Source organism: Sphingomonas lycopersici, assembly GCF_026130605.1.
In the GTDB taxonomy this organism is placed as follows: Bacteria; Pseudomonadota; Alphaproteobacteria; order Sphingomonadales; family Sphingomonadaceae; genus Sphingomonas; species Sphingomonas lycopersici.
Window position 1 is genome coordinate 18,104 of record NZ_JANFAU010000002.1, and the last position, 16,827, is coordinate 34,930.

A 16,827-nucleotide genomic window follows, 5' to 3' on the forward strand; every position below is an offset into this window, starting at 1 on the left:
TTACTTTCATGGGACCCGCCGGAGGGCTGCACTTCTTCGCTCGAAGAAAGTGCAGGGCTTCGACAGGCTCAGCCCGAACCGGATTGGGTAGTCCCTGAATTACTCCAGGATCGGCACCCCCGCCGCCGACTTGGCGCTGCGGATCGTCAGCGAGGATTTGACGCTGGCGACATTGGGTGCGGTGGTGAGGTGGGTGGTCAGGAAGCGCTGGAAGCTTTCCAGATCGGTCGCGACGATCTTCAGCACGAAATCGATCTCGCCGTTGAGCATATGGCATTCGCGCACCTCGGGGAGCGCGGTGACATGCGTCTCGAACGCCGCAAGATCGGATTCGGCCTGGCTTTTGAGGCTGACCATCGCGAACACCGTAATCGGGAATCCGAGCTGTGCCGCATCGCATTCGGCGTGATAACCGCGAATCACGCCCGCCTGCTCCAGCGCGCGCACCCGCCGCAGGCAGGGCGGGGCGGTGAGGCCCACGCGATCCGCCAGCTCAACGTTGGTCATCCGCCCGTCTTCCTGGAGATAGGCCAGAATCTGTCTGTCTATCCGGTCGAGCACGTTATTCTCCGTTATCGCCACGCACATTCATGGCGATTTCAATGCCGTCGTTCATAGGATTATTGCGCATAAACGCAATTGTCCCACATTGCGACGTGTAGAAATCGGTTGTTCCGCAAGCGGGCGATGGCGGTTAATTGTTAAGCTCCGGTGGCGGAATGGTCGTCTGCCGGAACAGGGTGATTCGATTGCGATTCGACGACAGCCTCAAGACCGTCCTCGCTGCGGACGCCTCGACGCCTTTCGGCGCGCAGGCGGCGTTCCGTCAGATCGCGGATCTGGCGGCGCGCGGCCGGATCGAGGAGACGCCCGAGCTGCTGGCGCGGCTGCGCGAATTGCGCGAGCGCGTGCCGCTGGCGGTGCGTGCCGCCGCGGCGCGTGCGCTCGCGCTGGCGACGCCGTCCGCGGGGCTTGTCGCGGTGTTCGCCGAGGATGACCAGTCGGTCGCCGCGCCGGTGCTGCGCGCCGCACGGCTCGACGATGCCAATTGGTGTGCGCTGCTGCCCTCGCTCGGGCCGACCGGGCGCGCGATATTGCGTCATCGCGACGATTTGAGCGAAGCGGTGACGCGCGCGCTGGAAAGCTTCGGCCCGGCCGATTTCGCGCTCGGCCATGATCGTGCCGAAGCCGAGCCGGTCGAAGCAGCGCCGGCCGAGGTGATCGAGGAGCATCCGGTCGTAAGCTCTGCCCCGCCGCCCCAGCCGGCGCCGCTCGCCGCGGTGCTCGGGATCGAGCCGGCGACGGCGCCGGGCGGCGGGTTCCAGATCGCGGCGCTGGTCGATCGCATCGCCGCCTTCCGCCAGCTCCACGGCGAACATCCGGTTGCCACGGCCGAGCCGGTCGAACCGCGCGCCGCCGAACCGGCGGCCGCAGCACCGATCGAGCGCTTCGGATTCGAAACCGATGCGAGCGGGGTGATCCGCTGGGTCGACGCCGCGCCGCGCGCGGCGGTGATCGGGATCGGCTTTCTCACCCCCGGCGGCGACGGCCGGCCGCATGTCGACGGCGTGGCGAGCGGCGCGTTCCGGCATCGCACCGCATTCAACGACGCGCGGCTCAGCATCGCCGGGCGATCCGCGCTGGCGGGCGACTGGCGGATTTCGGGCGTCCCGATGTTCGATCCCGCGAGCGGCCGCTTCGTCGGGTTCCGCGGCGCCGCGCGGCGCCCGCGCGTCGACGAGGGCGCGATCGGCCGCCGCGCCGACAATGGCGGGGTCGAGGGGCTGCGGCGACTGGTCCACGAGCTGCGCTCGCCGACCAATGCGATCGCCGGCTTTTCCGAGCTGATCGAAACCGCGATGCTCGGCCCGGTGCCCGATGTCTATCGTCAGCGCGCCGCGGCGATCCGCACCCAGGCCGCCGATCTGGTCGGTGCGATCGAGGATCTCGAACTGGCGGCGCGGATCGAGGGCGATGCGCTCGATCTGCACGAGGGCGCGGTGGCGCTCGCGCCGCTGCTGGCGCGCACGCTCGACGAACTGGCGCCGCTGATGCGGTTGCGCGGCTGCACCGTCGATCTCGCCCCGGTGCCGCCGGCGCTGGCGCTGGCGTGCGACGAACGGATCGCCGAGCGGCTGGTCGGGCGGCTGGTCGCCGCGCTGATCGCGAGCGCCGCCGATGGCGAGCGGCTGGCGATCGACGTGCGCGACGAGGGCGCCGATGTCGCGATCGACATCACGCGTCCGCTGGCGCTGGCGACGATCCCCGATACCGCGCTGCTGACGCTCGATGCCGAGCGCGAGGTGGAGATGCCGGGCGCGCCGTTGCTCGGCACCGGCTTCGCGATCCGGCTCGCGCGCAATCTGGCGACCGAATTGGGCGGGGCGCTGATCATCGATGCGGATCGCTTGACTCTGCGCCTGCCGACGGGGTTGATCGACGATATGGGCCAGGCCTCGACCAACTGACGATCGTGGTGGCGCCCGCGATCGTTGCGCACCGCTGGCGCATGCCGCCGCCGGATGCGGCCGCGCTGATCGACTGGCCGACGGATTTCGGCACGCGCTACGCGATCTTCGTCGATACCGAGGAGGAATTCGACTGGTCGGCGCCCTTCTCGCGTGATGCGCACGGGCTGTCGGCGCTCGCCGCGCTGCCCGACGCGCATCGCCGGCTCGTTGCCCGTGGCGCGGCGCCGGCCTTCTTCGTCGATTATCCGGTGGCGAGCGATCCGCGCGCGGCGGATGTGCTGCGCGCGATCCTCGCCGATGATCCGCGCGTGGCGATCGGGGCGCAGCTTCACCCCTGGGTCAATCCGCCGTTCGAGGAGCCGCTGTCGGCGCTGGCCTCCTATGCCGGAAACCTCCCGCCGGCATTGCTCGAAGCGAAGCTCGACGCGTTGACCGAAGCGATCGCCGCGGCGTTCGGGCGCCGTCCGCTTGCGTTCCGCGCCGGGCGCTACGGGCTGGCGCCCGGGCTGCTCGGGTTGCTCGCCCGTTCCGGCTACCGGCTCGACAGCTCGGTCCGCCCCGGTTTCGACTATCGCGCCGACGGCGGCCCCGATTTCACCCGCATCGACGCCGCAGCGTGGCGCGACGCGGTGATCGAGTTGCCGCTGTCGACGGTCTTCACGGGTCTGCTGCGGCGTCGCGGCGCGCGGCTCCACGCGGCGCTGGGGGCGGTTCCCCGCGCGCGCGGGGCGTTTGCTCGCACCGGGCTGCTCTCGCGCGTGCCGCTGACCCCGGAGGGCGTGCCCGTCGCCGAGGCGCTGGAGGCGATCGCGGTGGCGCTGGGGGAGGGGAGCCGGCTGCTCAACTTCGCCTTCCATTCGCCGTCGCTCGTGCCGGGGCACACGCCCTATGTCCGCGACGGCGCCGATCTGGCGCGCTTCTGGCGCTGGTGGGATCGCGTGCTCGATCTGCTCGACCGGCGCGGGGTGCGGTCGGCATCGCTCGACGACCTGCTCGCGGCGCTTGCGTAATCCGTGCGCGACGCGTACCGGCTCCCCTCGCGTCGGGGAGTGGCGCAGTCCGGTAGCGCGCCTGCTTTGGGAGCAGGATGTCGCAGGTTCGAATCCTGTCTCCCCGACCATTTCCTTCACCGCTGTCCCTGATTGGCACGAACCAAGAAAATGGTGGCGCATCAGCGGGAAAGCATGCAGTCTCCATGCATCCGGGAGGGAAGCATAGGGAAGGATTTGCCATGCATCTGATCATCGCGTTGATCATGGGAGGCATAATCGGCTGGGTCGCAGGCATGGTGATGCGCGATCAGGGCGGAATAATCTGGAATGTGCTGATCGGCTGCGTCGGCTCGATCGTCGGGCGTTTCCTGTTCGGCGCGCTGTCGAACAACAGCCACCTTCGCGAAAACCCGTTCGACCCGATGACCTTGCTCGTCGCGTTCCTCGGCGCGATCGTGCTGCTCGCGATCTACAACCTCGTGCGGCGCGGGTCGCTTCGCTGAGCGCGGCGCGGGAATGCGTGGTGGGCCCGGCAGGACTCGAACCCGCAACCTAGCCGTTATGAGCGGCCAGCTCTAACCATTGAGCTACAGGCCCACGCCGATCCGTGACTAGCAGCGCCGTGCGGTGGCGCAAGAGCAAGTCACCGCCCGGGTTCGAAGCAATCGCGCCAGGGCAATGAAAAAGGGGCGCTCCCGCAGGAGCGCCCCTTCTCGTATTCGTCGGATCGGGCCGGGAAGGCCCGATCAGCCGATTACTGCGCGTTCGACGCGTTGCCCAGCGCGTCCGCCGAGTTGGCGAGCGAGTCAGCGGCAGTGGCGTTCGAAAGGTTACCCGCGGCCGCGTCGAGGTTGTCGGCGGCGCTCTGCAGGTTGTCCGCCAGCACGTCCGCGTTGTTTTCCGCGGGGGCCGGCGACTTCGAGCAAGCCGCAACGGACATCAGGCCGGCGGCAGCAAGAACAAAGGCAAACTTCTTCATTCGGATGCTCCCAAGCATAGCATTCTTCGCGGCCGACCCTGTCGCCGTCGCGAGACACCGCAAATACCGAACCGTTTCGGTGGGTCAATGAGGAAATTCACCGAAGCGAAACGATACGCGTCCTCGATCGCGCATTTTTTCAATGCGATTTGCGCTGAACCGGGCCGATTTCCTCGGGTGCGTCGGCGACGACGGCGAGCATCGCGGTCCATGCGGCGACATTCTGGCGCAGCTCCTCGCGGTCCACCCGATCGAGCGTATCGTCGGGCGTGTGGTGCGTATCGAAATAGCGCAGCCCCGATTGATTGAGGTCGATTCCCGCGACGCCGGTGGCGATCGTCGGCCCGATATCCGATCCGTCGCCGCCGTCACCCTTGCCGTGGACGATGCCCAGCGGGGCGAGCGCGCTGGCGAGACGATCGGCCACCGCCTTGGCGCTGTCGGGCAAGGTCGCCTGGAAACGCCACACGCGATCCGCGCCGAAATCGCTCTCCGCGGCGACTGCATGACGCTCCGCGCCGTGTCGCCGGGTGTAATCGCGCCCGCCATAGCCGCCGACCTCCTCCGCGCCGAACCACACCACGCGGATCGTGCGGCGCGGCTGGCGCCCGCTGTCGAGGATGCGCTTCGCCGCCGCGGCGGTGATCGCGACGCCCGAGGCATCGTCGATCGCCCCGGTGGCGAGATCCCAGCTATCGAGATGCCCACCGATCAGCACCACGCCGGCATTGGGGTCGCTGCCCGGCACTTCGGCGATGACATTGCCCGATTCCTGCTCGCCGATCTGGCGCGGGGTGAGCACCAGCTTCATCGAGATCGGCCGTCCGCGCGCCGCCATCGCCTCGATCAACTTGGCGTCGGGCACCGAAAGCGCGGCGGCGGGGATCGGCTTCACCCCCTCGGGGAAGCTGGTCATGCCGGTGTGCGGCAGCCGGTGCGTATCGGTGCCGATCGAGCGGATCACGATCGCCGCCGCGCCCTTGCGCGCCGCCACCGCCGGCCCGACGAACCGCGCGACGCCGGCCTGGCCGTAGCTCGATCCGTCCTGCGTCGGTGCCATCGCGTTGCCGACATAGGCGATCTTGCCCTTCAGGCTCCCGTCGGGCGCGTTGGCGAGATCGGAATAGGTCTTGAACACCACCACCTCGGCGGTGAGCCCGGCGGCCGGGGTGGCGCCCGAATTGCCGAGCGCGGCGAGCGTCAGCTTCTGCGGGAAGGGGGCGGTGATCTCGGCACGCTCCTCGCCGCGCACCCAGACGGGCATGCGATAGGTTTCGATCCGCACGTTCTTGAAGCCGAGCGCATTGAGCTTCGCCGCCGCCCATTGCCGCGCGCGCGCCTCCGCCTCGGTCCCGGCGAGCCGTTGGCCGACCTCGGTCGTCAGCCCTTCGACGATGTCATAAGCGACATCGTCCTTGAGCGCGGCGTCGCGCAGCGCAGCGACCGCGGGGTCGGCGGCCGGCGGCACCGGCGGCTCGGCGCGCTGTGCGAGGGCAGGGAAGGGCAAAGCGAGCGCCAGCACGGCGGCGAGGAAGCGGTTCGTCATGCGCGAGGGGGTAAGGCGGCGCATGGCGACGGGCAAGTGGTTGCCGGGGTAACTTTCTCGCGCTGCGATGGCAGTTGAGCGCCACGCCTCCGCCGTTCGCCCTGAGCCTGTCGAAGGGCTGCCCTTCTTCCTTGCGAAGAAAAGGGCAGGGCTTCGGCAGGCTCAGCCCGAACGGGGAGAGGGGGGCTAGGTCAGGCCCTGTTCGCTGCGCTCAACACCGCCCTCACGCTGGCGGTGGCGATATCCGAATCGATCCCGACCCCCCACACGGTGCGCCCGTCCGCGGTGCGGCATTCGAGATAGGTCGCCGCCTGCGCATCGGCGCCGTGGCCGATCGCATGTTCGCTGTAATCGACCACTTCCAGCGCGGGCCCGGTCGTCTCGGCCAGCGCGGCGATCACGCTGGAAATGAGCCCGTTGCCGCGCCCGGAGAGTGACCGCTCCTCGCCGTCGATCGCGACGCGGCCGACGAAGCGCCGGTCGCCCGCCGCGCCCGTCTCCTCATAATCGCGCAGCACGAAGCGATCGTTCGCCGCGGGCAGATAGGTGCGCTCGAACGCCCCCCAGATATCGGCGGCGTTCAGTTCGCGGCTGGTCTCGTCGGCCAGCGCTTGGACGATGCGGCTGAAATCGGCCTGCATCCTCTTGGGCAGCTTGAGCCCCTTGTCCTGTTCGAGCACCCAGGCGACCCCGCCCTTGCCGCTCTGCGAATTGACCCTGATCACCGCCTCGTAGCTGCGCCCGAGATCGGCGGGATCGATCGGCAGATAGGGGACCTCCCACAATTCGTCGTTGCGCGCGGCCTGCGCGGCGAAGCCCTTCTTGATCGCATCCTGGTGGCTGCCGCTGAACGCGGTGAACACCAGATCGCCGGCATAGGGCGTGCGCGGGTGGACGGTGATGTTGGTGGCATATTCCACCGTCTTCACCACCTCGTCGATATCCGACAGGTCAAGCTTCGGATCGACGCCCTGGGTGTACATGTTGAGCGCGACGGTCACGAGATCGCAATTGCCGGTGCGCTCGCCATTGCCGAGCAGGCAGCCCTCGACGCGATCGGCGCCGGCCATCAGCCCCAGTTCCGCCGCCGCGACCCCGGTGCCGCGATCGTTATGCGTGTGGAGCGAGATCACCACGCTGTCGCGATTGGGGATATTGCGCCCGAACCATTCGATCTGGTCGGCATAGACGTTGGGGGTCGCACATTCGACCGTCGCCGGCAGGTTGAGGATCAGCGGGTTTTCCGGCGTCGGGCGCAGGATATCCATCACCGCCGCGCATACCTCGACCGAGAAATCCAGCTCTGCGGTGGAGAAGGTCTCGGGGCTGTATTCGAAGCTCCATTTGGTGTCGGGCTGCTTCGCCGCCTCGTCGCGCAGCACCTTGGCGCCGTCGATCGCGATCTGGCGGATTTCGTCGCGCGACATGCCGAACACGATCTTGCGCCACGCCGGGGAGACGGCGTTGTAGAGATGGACGATCGCCTGTTTCGCGCCCTTGAGGCTCTGGAAGCTCGTCTCGATCAGGTCGCGCCGCGATTGCGTCAGCACCTGGATCGTCACGTCGTCGGGGATGCGATTCCCCGCGATCAGGCTGGAGATGAAATCGAATTCGGTTGCGCCCGCGGCGGGGAATCCGACCTCGATTTCCTTGAGGCCGATCTTCACCAGCAAATCGAAGAAGCGGTTCTTCTTCTCGGCGTCCATCGGGTCGATCAGCGCCTGATTGCCGTCGCGCATATCGGTGGAGAGCCAGCGCGGCGCGGTGGCGATCACCTTCGACGGCCAGGTGCGGTCGGGGATGTCGATGGTCGGAAACGGTCGGTATTTGACGGAAGGATCGCGCAACATGACGGGCTCTCGCTATCGGGAGGAGGCGTTGGGGTCGTTCGGCTTGGCCCTTAGGCGCGTCGGCGTGCCAGGCACGCGGGCTGGTTCGCGCCTAAGGGCGCGTAAGTCGAAGGAGGAGGCCGAACACCTGCGTCATCGCCCTTGCGGTAACCCCGGACGGGCGGCGCTGTCCAGCGGAGTTTTAGCGTTCGTTGGGAAAAGGCGGTTTCACCGCCTGAAATGACCCGGAGGGGCGTTTCCAAACAGCTTTTAATGCCGTTCGGCAAAAAGCCGATCGAGCGGGGTCTGCGGGACGATCCAGAATAGCGCGACGAGCATCGCGCAGATGATCCCGAACCACGGCGAGACGAAGGTGAGCGCGAAGCCGGCCGTATAGACCGCCATCGCGAAATAGCCCTTGCGCGTCGTCTCGACGTGATAGCGGTGCGCGCGCTCGTGCTTCACCCCGGTCCGCACCACGACGCGCTGCAACCAGATATAGCCGATCGAGGGCAGGATCAGCGTGACGAGATAGAGCTGGGTCGCGGTCCGGCTGAACTCATGCTCGCCGAGATAGGCGGTGCCGAACGGAACGAGGCTGAGCCCGAACAGCAAGGCGAGATTGGACCAGATCAGCCCGTTGGTCACGCGCCGCGCGTGGCCGAGCAGCCGGTGGTGATTGCCCCAATAGAGCCCGACATAAAGGTAGCTCAGCGCATAAGCGAGAAACAGGTGCCACATCGACAGGATGTGGCCGAGCCCGTCTTCCACCGGCACCTTGAGCTCGAGCACCATGATCGTGATGATGATCGCGATCACGCCGTCCGAAAACGCCTCGACCCGGCCGAGCCCGGTGCCTTCCGCCTCCTGTTCTTCCGCCATATGCGCTTATTTGACGAAGGCGGCGCTGATCTTGAGCTTCACCTCGTCGGAGACCAGCGGCACGCCGAAACCGACGCCGAACTCGCTGCGGCGGATCGTCGTCTTGGCGGTGAAGCCGATATTGTCCTTGCCCATCATCTTGCCCGCGCCGAAGAATTTGGCCTCGAGCGTCACCGGCTTGGTCACGCCGTTGAGCGTGAGGTTGCCGTCGATCTGCGCGGTCTGGCCCTTGGCGGTCACCTTGGTCGACACGAAATGCGCGTCGGGCGGGTTGGCGCCGAAGAAATCGGCCTTGGCGCCGTCCTTCGGCGCGCGGAGCAGATGCGCAGTGAGATCCGGGCTGGTGGTCAGCACCTTGGAGACCGGGATCGTCACATCGACCTTCGCCGCGTCGGGCTTGGCGGGATCGATCGTCAGCGTGCCAGACGTCTCACCGAACAGCCCGAAATAAGGCGTGAAGCCGAGGTGGTTGACGGTCCATTCGATCAACGTGTGGTGCGGATCGACGGTATAGCTGCCCGCGACCACCGCGGCGGGATCGGCCGATCCCGGCGGCGCCTTCGGCATCTGCGCGACGACGGCGGTGGAGGCAAGCGCAAAGGCGGCGAGATAGGCGAAGCGCATTGGGAATCTCCCTTTTCTTTGACGGTGTTGAACCACAAGCCGGGGCGAGGGGGAAGCGCGTAAATCAAGGCGACCGGTTAAATCGGACCTACCTCTCGCCGTTCGCCCTGAGCTTGTCGAAGGGCTGTCCTTCTTCAAGGCAAGAAAAGTGCAGGGCTCCGACAAGCTCAGCCCGAGCGGGCGGCAGCGCGCGCGTTACTTAACCGCGCCCTGGATCACATCGAATTTGATCCGCACCCACGCGCCGATCAGCGGCTTGCCGCCGATGCGCGGCGGGCGCACGAGGAACTGGAACGATGCCTGCCTCAGGGCGCGGGCGATGCCCGAGCCGGGGCTCTCGCCCAGTTCGCGGCAATCCTCGACGCGATAGCGTGGTGCGGTGCGGCACGCGATCATCCCCCAGCCGACCTGCTGCCGCGCGGGAAGATAGGTCGCCATCTCGGCATGCGACGGCTCGCGATACCATTCGGCGTAATAGAGATCCTCCCCGCCCGGCGCGCCGCCCGCCGCGGCGACCTGCGCGCCGTCGTCGGCGGCGGTGTCGCCCTTGTCGCCATTGGCCTTCGCCAGCTGGTCGGGGCTCGGCTTGATCCGCCCGACGTCCGACGCGACGAAATCGGCGTGCGAGAGCATGATGACCCCCGGCAGCGTGATCGGCGGGGTCGGCATCGGGGTGGCGCGCGGCGGCGGGGCGGCGTGGTGTTGGCGGTCCTGTTCCTTGGCGACCTTGGGGCGCTGGACGACCTCCTTGCTCTTGTTGACCTGCTCGCCGTTGGCGCGGGCGACGTTGAAGGTCGAGAGCGGGCGGACGTCGATGAACTTCGGCACGCCGCTGATCGCGCCGAGCGTGATCAACGCGATGACGACGAGCACCCCCGCCGCCAGCGCAAGCAGCAACGCGCCGGCGCGGCCACGCGCGCCGACGGGGGATTGATATGTCGAGGAGCGGTAGGCCGCCGTTCGAATCACGCCCTCGCCTCTAGGGAGGCGAGGGCGTGATTGCATCCGTCTTCGAGCGGGTCGAACACGGTTCGTCGCGGATTCGCGATTACAAACGGATTACGCGGCGCGTCAGTTGCGCTCCTTGTCGACCAGCTTGTTCGCGCCGATCCACGGCATCATCGCGCGCAGATTGGCGCCGACTTGCTCGATCGGATGCGCCGCGGCGAGCTTGCGCGCGGCCTTGAGCTCGGGCTGGCCGGCGCGGTTGTCGAGGACGAAGTTCTTGACGAAGCGGCCCGACTGGATGTCGGCCAGCACGCGCTTCATCTCCTTCTTGGTCTCGTCGGTGATGATCCGCGGGCCGGTGGTGATGTCGCCATATTCGGCGGTGTTGCTGATCGAATAGCGCATGTTGGCGATGCCGCCCTCATACATCAGGTCGACGATCAGCTTCACTTCGTGAAGGCATTCGAAATAGGCCATTTCCGGCGCGTAGCCGGCCTCGACCAGGGTCTCGAACCCGGCCTGGATCAGGTGGCTGAGCCCGCCGCACAGCACCGCCTGCTCGCCGAAAAGATCGGTCTCACACTCTTCACGGAAATTAGTCTCGATGATCCCCGAGCGGCCGCCGCCGACGCCCGACGCATAAGCGAGCGCGATATCATGCGCATTGCCGCTGGCGTCCTGGTGGATCGCGATCAGGCAGGGGACGCCGCCGCCGCGGGCATATTCGCTGCGCACGGTGTGGCCCGGGCCCTTCGGCGCGATCATGATCACGTCGATATCGGCGGGCGGCTCGATCAGCCCGAAATGGACGTTGAGGCCATGCGCGAACGCAATCGCCGCGCCGGGGCGCATATTGCCCTTGATGTCATCTTCCCAGATCGCCGCCTGATGCTCGTCGGGGGCCAGGATCATCAGGATATCGGCCCATTTCGCCGCTTCCTTGTTCGACATGACCTTGAAGCCGGCGCCTTCGGCTTTCTTCGCGGTGGCCGAGCCCTCGCGCAGCGCGATCGCGATTTCCTTGACGCCCGAATCGCGCAGGTTCTGCGCATGGGCGTGGCCCTGCGAACCATAGCCGACGATGGCGATCTTCTTGCCGGTGATCAGATTGAGATCGGCGTCGCGATCGTAATAGACACGCATTGTTCAGTTCCTCTTGCGATGTGCTCCCGCGAAGGCGGGAGCCCAGACTGGGTCCCCGCCTGCGCGGGGACACATGGATTTCAGGCCGCCTCGCGCCCCCGTGAAATGGCGACGATGCCGGTGCGGGCGACCTCGATCAGCCCGACTTCGCCCATCAGTTCGACGAACTTGTCGATCTTCTCGATGCTGCCGGTCACCTCGAACACGAAGCTCGACGTAGTCGCATCGACCACCCGCGCGCGATAGACGTCGGCGAGCCGCAGCGCCTCGATCCGGTGGTCGCCGGTGCCGCGCACCTTGACCAGCGCCAGCTCGCGCTCGACGTGATCGCCCTCCGCGGTCAGATCGTGGACGCGGTGGACCGGCACCAGCCGATCGAGCTGCGCGACGATCTGCTCCAGCGTCGCCGGGCTCGCCGAGGTGACGATCGTGATCCGGCTGACCTGCTTGTCGGCGGTGATCTCGCTCACCGTCAGGCTTTCGATATTATAGCCGCGCGCGGTGAACAGGCCGGCGATCCGGGCGAGGATGCCCGGCTCGTTGTCCACGATCACCGCCAGCGTATGGCGTTCGGCGGTTTCTTCCTTGATGTGCACCGATTTCGTCACCCCGGCGGCGGCCGGGGTCTCCCTGTTGTAGAGCTATCCCTTGCGACGCCGGCGCGTCACACCAGCGCCTTGGCCTCGTCGTCCATGATCCCCGAAACCTCGGTCGCCTGCAGGATCATGTCGGTGTGCGCCGCGCCCGAGGGGATCATCGGGAAGCAATTGGCGAGCTTCGCCACGCGACAGTCGACGATTACCGGTCCGTCATAGGCCAGCATCTCCGCGATGCCGGCGTCGAGCTGGTCGGGCCGCTCGATGCGGATGCCTTTCCAGCCATAGGCTTCGGCGAGCTTGACGAAATCGGGCAGCGCATCCGAATAGCTTTCGGAATAGCGGCTCTCATAGGTCAGCTCCTGCCACTGGCGGACCATTCCCATATATTCGTTGTTGAGGATGAAGATCTTCACCGGCAGGCGATATTGCGTCGCGGTGCCGAGCTCCTGGATGTTCATCTGGATCGAGGCTTCGCCGGCGATATCGATCACCAAGGCATTGGGATTGCCGAGCTGCGCGCCGATCGCGGCGGGCAGGCCATAGCCCATCGTGCCGAGACCGCCCGAGGTGAGCCACTTGTTCGGGCTCTCGAAACCGAAATGCTGCGCCGCCCACATCTGGTGCTGGCCGACCTCGGTGGTGATGATCGGCGCTTTGGCATGGGTCGCCTCCCACAAGGCCTTGATCGCGCGCTGCGGCATGATCTCCTTGCCGTTTTCCGGGAAATCGAGGCTCTTGACCGCGCGCCAGCCGTCGATCCGGCGCCACCATTCGGCAATATCGGGCTTGGGATGCTGGCGCGATTTCCAGATGCGCAGCATGTCTTCCATCGCATGGCCGGCATCGGCGAGGATCGGCAGATCGATCCGCACCGTCTTATTCATCGACGAACGGTCGACGTCGATATGCACCTTGCGGCTGTTGGGGCTGAAGGCATCGAGCCGCCCCGTCACGCGATCGTCGAACCGCGCGCCGATCGCGACGATCAGATCGGCCTGGTTCATCGCCAGGTTGGCTTCATAGGTGCCGTGCATCCCGAGCATCCCCAGCCATTGCGGGCTGGAAGCGGGGAAGGCGCCGAGCCCCATCAAGGTCGAGGTGACCGGCGCGCCCGTCACCTTGGCCAGCTCGCGCAGCAGCTGGCTCGCCGCCGGGCCAGAATTGATCACGCCGCCGCCGGTATAGAAGATCGGGCGCTCGGCCGCCGCGAGCATGTCGACCAGTTGCTCGATCTCGCCGCGGTCTGCCTTGACCGGCGGGCGATAGGTCTTGTGCTGGATCGGGCCGGGCTTGGCGTAGCGCGCGGTGGCGACCTGCACGTCCTTGGGGATGTCGATCACCACCGGGCCGGGGCGGCCCGAGGTGGCGATATGAAACGCCTCATGGACGATCGAGCCGAGCACCGCCGGGTCTTTCACCAGATAATTGTGCTTGGTGCAGTGGCGGGTGATGCCGACGGTATCGGCCTCCTGAAAGGCGTCGGAACCGATCAGATGCGTCGCCACCTGGCCGGTGATCACCACCATCGGGATCGAATCCATCAGCGCATCGGTGATCCCGGTGACCGCGTTGGTCGCGCCGGGGCCGGAGGTGACGAGCACCACGCCGGGCTTGCCGGTCGAGCGCGCATAGCCCTCCGCCGCATGCGTCGCCGCCTGTTCGTGGCGGACGAGGATGTGGCGAATGCGCTTCGAGCGGAAGATCGCGTCGTAGATCGGAAGGACCGCGCCCCCTGGATAGCCGAAGATGACCTCCACGCCGAGATCGCACAGCGCCTCGACCAGGATGTCTGCTCCGCTCTTCTCAGCCACGTCGGTCACTCCTCTTTCATGCTGCGCGAGCGAATAGCCCGTGCGAGCAGCGGGCGCTAGGGTATCAAAAATTACGCGTCAAGGATTAATGTTGAAATATTGTTTCAAATTGTCTTTCGGCACCTGCGAAATGCGCGGCCAATCGGCCGGGGGCTGGTGGCGGAACCAGGTATATTGCCGCTTGGCGTAGCGCCGCGTGGCGAGTTGCGCCGCGGCAAGCGCCGCCTCGCGGGTTAGCGCGCCGGCGAGCATCGCGGCGATCTCGGGCACGCCGATCGCGCGGCGCACCGGGGCGTCGGAGGGCAGATCGGTGCGGGCGAGCAGCGCTGCGACCTCCTCGACGCCGCCGTGGTCGAACATCTCGACGAGGCGCGCGTCGCAGCGTGCGACGAGTTCCGCGCGCTCGGGGAGCAGGATCAGCGGGTGAAGCTCGATCGACCCGCCGATCCCGCCGCTGCGGGTCGCCTGCCAATCGGCGAGCGTGCGCCCGGTCGAGCGCACCACCTCGAGCGCGCGCGCGACGCGGGTGGTATCGGCGGGGGCGAGGCGCGCGGCGGCGGCGGGGTCTTCGCGGGTGAGCGCCTCATGCGCTTCGGCAACGGGCATCGCGCGGACCGTGGCGCGCACCGCCGCGTCGATCTCGGGCACCGGCGCGATCCCGTCGAGCAGGGTGCGCAGGTAGAGTCCCGTTCCCCCGACGAGGATCGGCAAATGCCCTTCGCGATGCGCCGCGTCGATCGCCGCGCCTGCATCGGCCGCCCATTGCGCCGCGGAGCAGGCCGCCACGCCGTCGCGATAGCCGAACAGGCGATGGGGCACGCGTGCTTCGTCGGCGGCGTCTGGGCGGGCGGAGAGGATGCGCAGATCGCGATAGACCTGGCTCGCATCGGCGTTGATCACCACGCCGTCGGCATTTTCCGCGAGCGCGATCGCCAGCGCGGACTTGCCGCTGGCCGTCGGCCCTGCGATGAGCGCGACCTTCTTGTTGGAGGCAGGATTGTTCACGGCGACGCTGATAGCAACGGGACGGCTCACCACCCAAATCCTGCATGACGCGCTCGATCGGCTCGACGCGGCGGGCTGCGTGCCGAGCGGGGTCGGCTGGCTGGATGACGGCGATGCGGCCGATGTGCATTTTGATGAGGCGCCCGATGCGGCCCGCGCGGTGTTGGAGGGCGCGTTCGAGCGGGTCGATGTCGTGGTCCAGCCGATGGCCGGGCGCGAGAAGCGGCTGCTCGTTGCGGATATGGATTCGACGATGATCACCGTCGAATGCATCGACGAACTCGCCGATTATGCCGGGATCAAGCCCGAGATCGCCGCGATCACCGAGGCGGCGATGCGCGGCGAGCTTGATTTCGCCGCCGCGCTCGATGCGCGCGTTGCGCTCCTCAAGGGATTGGGCGCCGATGCGATCGAGCGATGCCGCGTCGAGCGGGTGGCCTTGATGCCCGGCGCCGAGACGTTGGTGAAGACGATGCGCGCGCGTGGCGCGACCGCGATCCTCGTCTCGGGCGGGTTCACCGCTTTCGCCGAACCGGTGGGGGCGGCGATCGGGTTCAACCGCGTGATCGCCAATCACCTGGAGATCGGCGACGGGCAATTGCGCGGGACGGTGACCAAGCCGATTGTCGATTCATCGACCAAGGAACGCACGCTGCGCGAGGCACGCGCCGAACTGGGGCTCGCCGACGCCGCGACGCTCGCGGTGGGTGACGGGGCGAACGATCTGGCGATGATCAACATCGCGGGGCTGGGGGTCGCCTATCACGCCAAGCCGATCGTCGCGGAAGCGGCAGCGGCGCGGGTCGATCACGGCGATCTCACCGCCTTGCTCTGGGCGCAGGGGATCGCACGGAAGGATTGGGTGACCGAGTAAGAAGGATTGGGTGACCGAGTAAAGGGTCGACCCAATGAATTGGGAAAACCTCCGTTCGGGCTGAGCTTGTCGAAGCCCTGCACTTTTCTTCCGCGGAGGAAGGGCAGCCTTTCGACAAGCTCAGGGCGAACGGTTCATGGTTACTGGGCAACGACCACGCACGGCACGCCGGCCTTGCTGCACGCCGCCTGCGCCGCGGCGTGGCTGGCGAAGCCGGTCGCCTGCAACCGGGTGACCTCGCCCGCCTTGGCATAAGCGACCCGCCCGCCGGTCTTGCCACCGACCTTGCCCCACAATGCACGGGCATTGGCCTCGTCGCGGAAGGCGCCGAGCTGGATACGCCAGTTGCCGCCAGCCGCCGCCACGGGTTCCTTCGGCTTGGGCTTGGTTTCCTTGACCACGGCGTGCGCCACCTTCTCCGGCGCCCGGGCAGGGGGCGAATAGCTCGCGCCCGGCGGCGCCTTTGCCATCGCTTTCGTGGGCGAGGCGGCGGGCAGTTCGAGCGGAGCGGTGCGCGACGGGTTGGTCGCCGCGGCGAGCCGGCGCGTATGGCCCTCGCTCTCGATCTTGCTCGCCAGTTCGGTGCCCTTCTGGCGCTGCTCAGCGGAGATATATTGATCCATCTGCGCCAATGTCTGCGACGCCTGCGTCAGCCCCTGCCGCGACGAGCGCGAGACGAGCGCATAGGCGCGCACCCAATCCTTCTTCACCGCATCGCCGTTGAACAGCATCGTCCCCAGCACCAGCTCGGTGCGCTTCTCGTCACGCGCGACCGATTTTTCGAGCCACGGCACCGCATCGGCCTTGCGCCCCTCCTGGAACAGCATCAGCGCATAATTGTCCTCGGCCTGCGCATGGCCCTGCGCGGCGGCCTTGCGGAACCATTCGATCGCCTGCGCCTGATCGGTCGCGACCCCGCGCCCAAGCTTATAGGCCTGCCCCATGTTGAACTGCGCATCGGCATCGCCCGCGATCGCCGGGCCGCGCCACTCGGCGACCGCTTTGTCGTAATCGCCGCGGCTCCACGCATCGACGCCTGCCTTCACATCGGCCAGCGCCGGCATCGCCCCCGCCACCGTCATCGCCAGCAGCGCCGCCGCGCCGAGATACGCAACCCTCATCGC

16 protein-coding genes and 2 tRNA genes are annotated in these 16,827 nt (G+C 67.3%); 5 read left to right on the forward strand and 13 right to left on the reverse strand.

Annotation, left to right across the window (positions count from 1 at the left end; genetic code table 11):
- Positions 1–99: 99 nt before the first annotated feature.
- A complete protein-coding gene (locus NED98_RS03320) occupies positions 100–561 on the reverse strand; it encodes an Lrp/AsnC ligand binding domain-containing protein (RefSeq protein WP_265269161.1) in 462 nt (153 codons plus the stop codon).
- Positions 562–740: 179 nt separating this feature from the next.
- Here NED98_RS03320 and NED98_RS03325 point away from each other — a divergent pair, with 179 nt between their 5' ends.
- The 4 genes from NED98_RS03325 to NED98_RS03340 all read left to right on the forward strand — a co-directional run bounded on the left by NED98_RS03325 (position 741) and on the right by NED98_RS03340 (position 3,966).
- Positions 741–2,468: a sensor histidine kinase gene (locus tag NED98_RS03325; protein ID WP_349293242.1), complete on the forward strand. Its 1,728-nt coding sequence runs from the start codon at positions 741–743 to the stop codon at positions 2,466–2,468.
- A gap of 41 nt (positions 2,469–2,509) precedes the next feature.
- Positions 2,510–3,481, forward strand: coding sequence for a polysaccharide deacetylase family protein (locus NED98_RS03330; protein WP_265312297.1), 972 nt, complete (start codon positions 2,510–2,512; stop codon positions 3,479–3,481).
- 33 nt (positions 3,482–3,514) lie between these two features.
- Positions 3,515–3,591, forward strand: a tRNA-Pro gene (locus NED98_RS03335).
- Positions 3,592–3,702: 111 nt separating this feature from the next.
- Positions 3,703–3,966: a GlsB/YeaQ/YmgE family stress response membrane protein gene (locus NED98_RS03340; protein ID WP_179511436.1), complete on the forward strand. Its 264-nt coding sequence runs from the start codon at positions 3,703–3,705 to the stop codon at positions 3,964–3,966.
- 18 nt (positions 3,967–3,984) lie between these two features.
- On the opposite strand, the gene NED98_RS03345 is transcribed toward NED98_RS03340, so the two are convergent.
- From NED98_RS03345 to miaA, 11 genes are all read right to left on the reverse strand, one after another.
- Positions 3,985–4,060: transfer RNA gene (locus tag NED98_RS03345), tRNA-Ile, on the reverse strand.
- A 157-nt stretch (positions 4,061–4,217) separates the two neighbouring features.
- Complete coding sequence (locus NED98_RS03350) at positions 4,218–4,442, reverse strand: hypothetical protein (RefSeq protein WP_179511437.1); 225 nt, start codon at positions 4,440–4,442, stop codon at positions 4,218–4,220.
- Between the two features lie 139 nt (positions 4,443–4,581).
- Positions 4,582–5,988, reverse strand: coding sequence for a M20/M25/M40 family metallo-hydrolase (locus tag NED98_RS03355; protein ID WP_265311951.1), 1,407 nt, complete (start codon positions 5,986–5,988; stop codon positions 4,582–4,584).
- Positions 5,989–6,179: 191 nt separating this feature from the next.
- Positions 6,180–7,838, reverse strand: coding sequence for a 2-isopropylmalate synthase (gene leuA, locus NED98_RS03360; protein ID WP_179511439.1), 1,659 nt, complete (start codon positions 7,836–7,838; stop codon positions 6,180–6,182).
- 249 nt (positions 7,839–8,087) lie between these two features.
- The gene (locus NED98_RS03365; protein WP_179511440.1) at positions 8,088–8,699 is read right to left on the reverse strand and encodes a TMEM175 family protein; all 612 of its coding nucleotides are present in this window, start codon (positions 8,697–8,699) and stop codon (positions 8,088–8,090) included.
- Positions 8,700–8,705: 6 nt separating this feature from the next.
- Positions 8,706–9,323 (reverse strand): YceI family protein, encoded by a 618-nt coding sequence (locus NED98_RS03370; RefSeq protein WP_179511441.1) that lies wholly within the window; start codon positions 9,321–9,323, stop codon positions 8,706–8,708.
- Between the two features lie 195 nt (positions 9,324–9,518).
- Positions 9,519–10,292 (reverse strand): hypothetical protein, encoded by a 774-nt coding sequence (locus tag NED98_RS03375; protein ID WP_179511442.1) that lies wholly within the window; start codon positions 10,290–10,292, stop codon positions 9,519–9,521.
- Between the two features lie 102 nt (positions 10,293–10,394).
- Positions 10,395–11,414 carry a ketol-acid reductoisomerase gene (gene ilvC, locus NED98_RS03380; protein WP_179511443.1) on the reverse strand — a complete coding sequence of 340 codons (1,020 nt, stop codon included), beginning with the start codon at positions 11,412–11,414 and terminating at the stop codon, positions 10,395–10,397.
- Between the two features lie 80 nt (positions 11,415–11,494).
- Positions 11,495–12,010 (reverse strand): acetolactate synthase small subunit, encoded by a 516-nt coding sequence (gene ilvN / locus NED98_RS03385; protein WP_179511444.1) that lies wholly within the window; start codon positions 12,008–12,010, stop codon positions 11,495–11,497.
- Between the two features lie 68 nt (positions 12,011–12,078).
- Positions 12,079–13,824, reverse strand: a complete 1,746-nt coding sequence (locus NED98_RS03390) for an acetolactate synthase 3 large subunit (protein WP_265269165.1) — start codon at positions 13,822–13,824, stop codon at positions 12,079–12,081.
- 78 nt (positions 13,825–13,902) lie between these two features.
- Positions 13,903–14,829, reverse strand: a complete 927-nt coding sequence (miaA, locus tag NED98_RS03395; RefSeq protein WP_265311952.1) for a tRNA (adenosine(37)-N6)-dimethylallyltransferase MiaA — start codon at positions 14,827–14,829, stop codon at positions 13,903–13,905.
- Between miaA and serB the strand changes: the two genes are divergently transcribed.
- The gene (gene serB / locus NED98_RS03400) at positions 14,822–15,703 is read left to right on the forward strand and encodes a phosphoserine phosphatase SerB (RefSeq protein WP_179511446.1); all 882 of its coding nucleotides are present in this window, start codon (positions 14,822–14,824) and stop codon (positions 15,701–15,703) included. The genes miaA and serB overlap by 8 nt on opposite strands.
- 140 nt (positions 15,704–15,843) lie before the next feature.
- Here the strand turns inward: serB and NED98_RS03405 are convergent, their stop codons facing one another.
- Positions 15,844–16,824, reverse strand: a complete 981-nt coding sequence (locus tag NED98_RS03405; RefSeq protein WP_265311953.1) for an SPOR domain-containing protein — start codon at positions 16,822–16,824, stop codon at positions 15,844–15,846.
- Positions 16,825–16,827 lie beyond the last annotated feature (3 nt).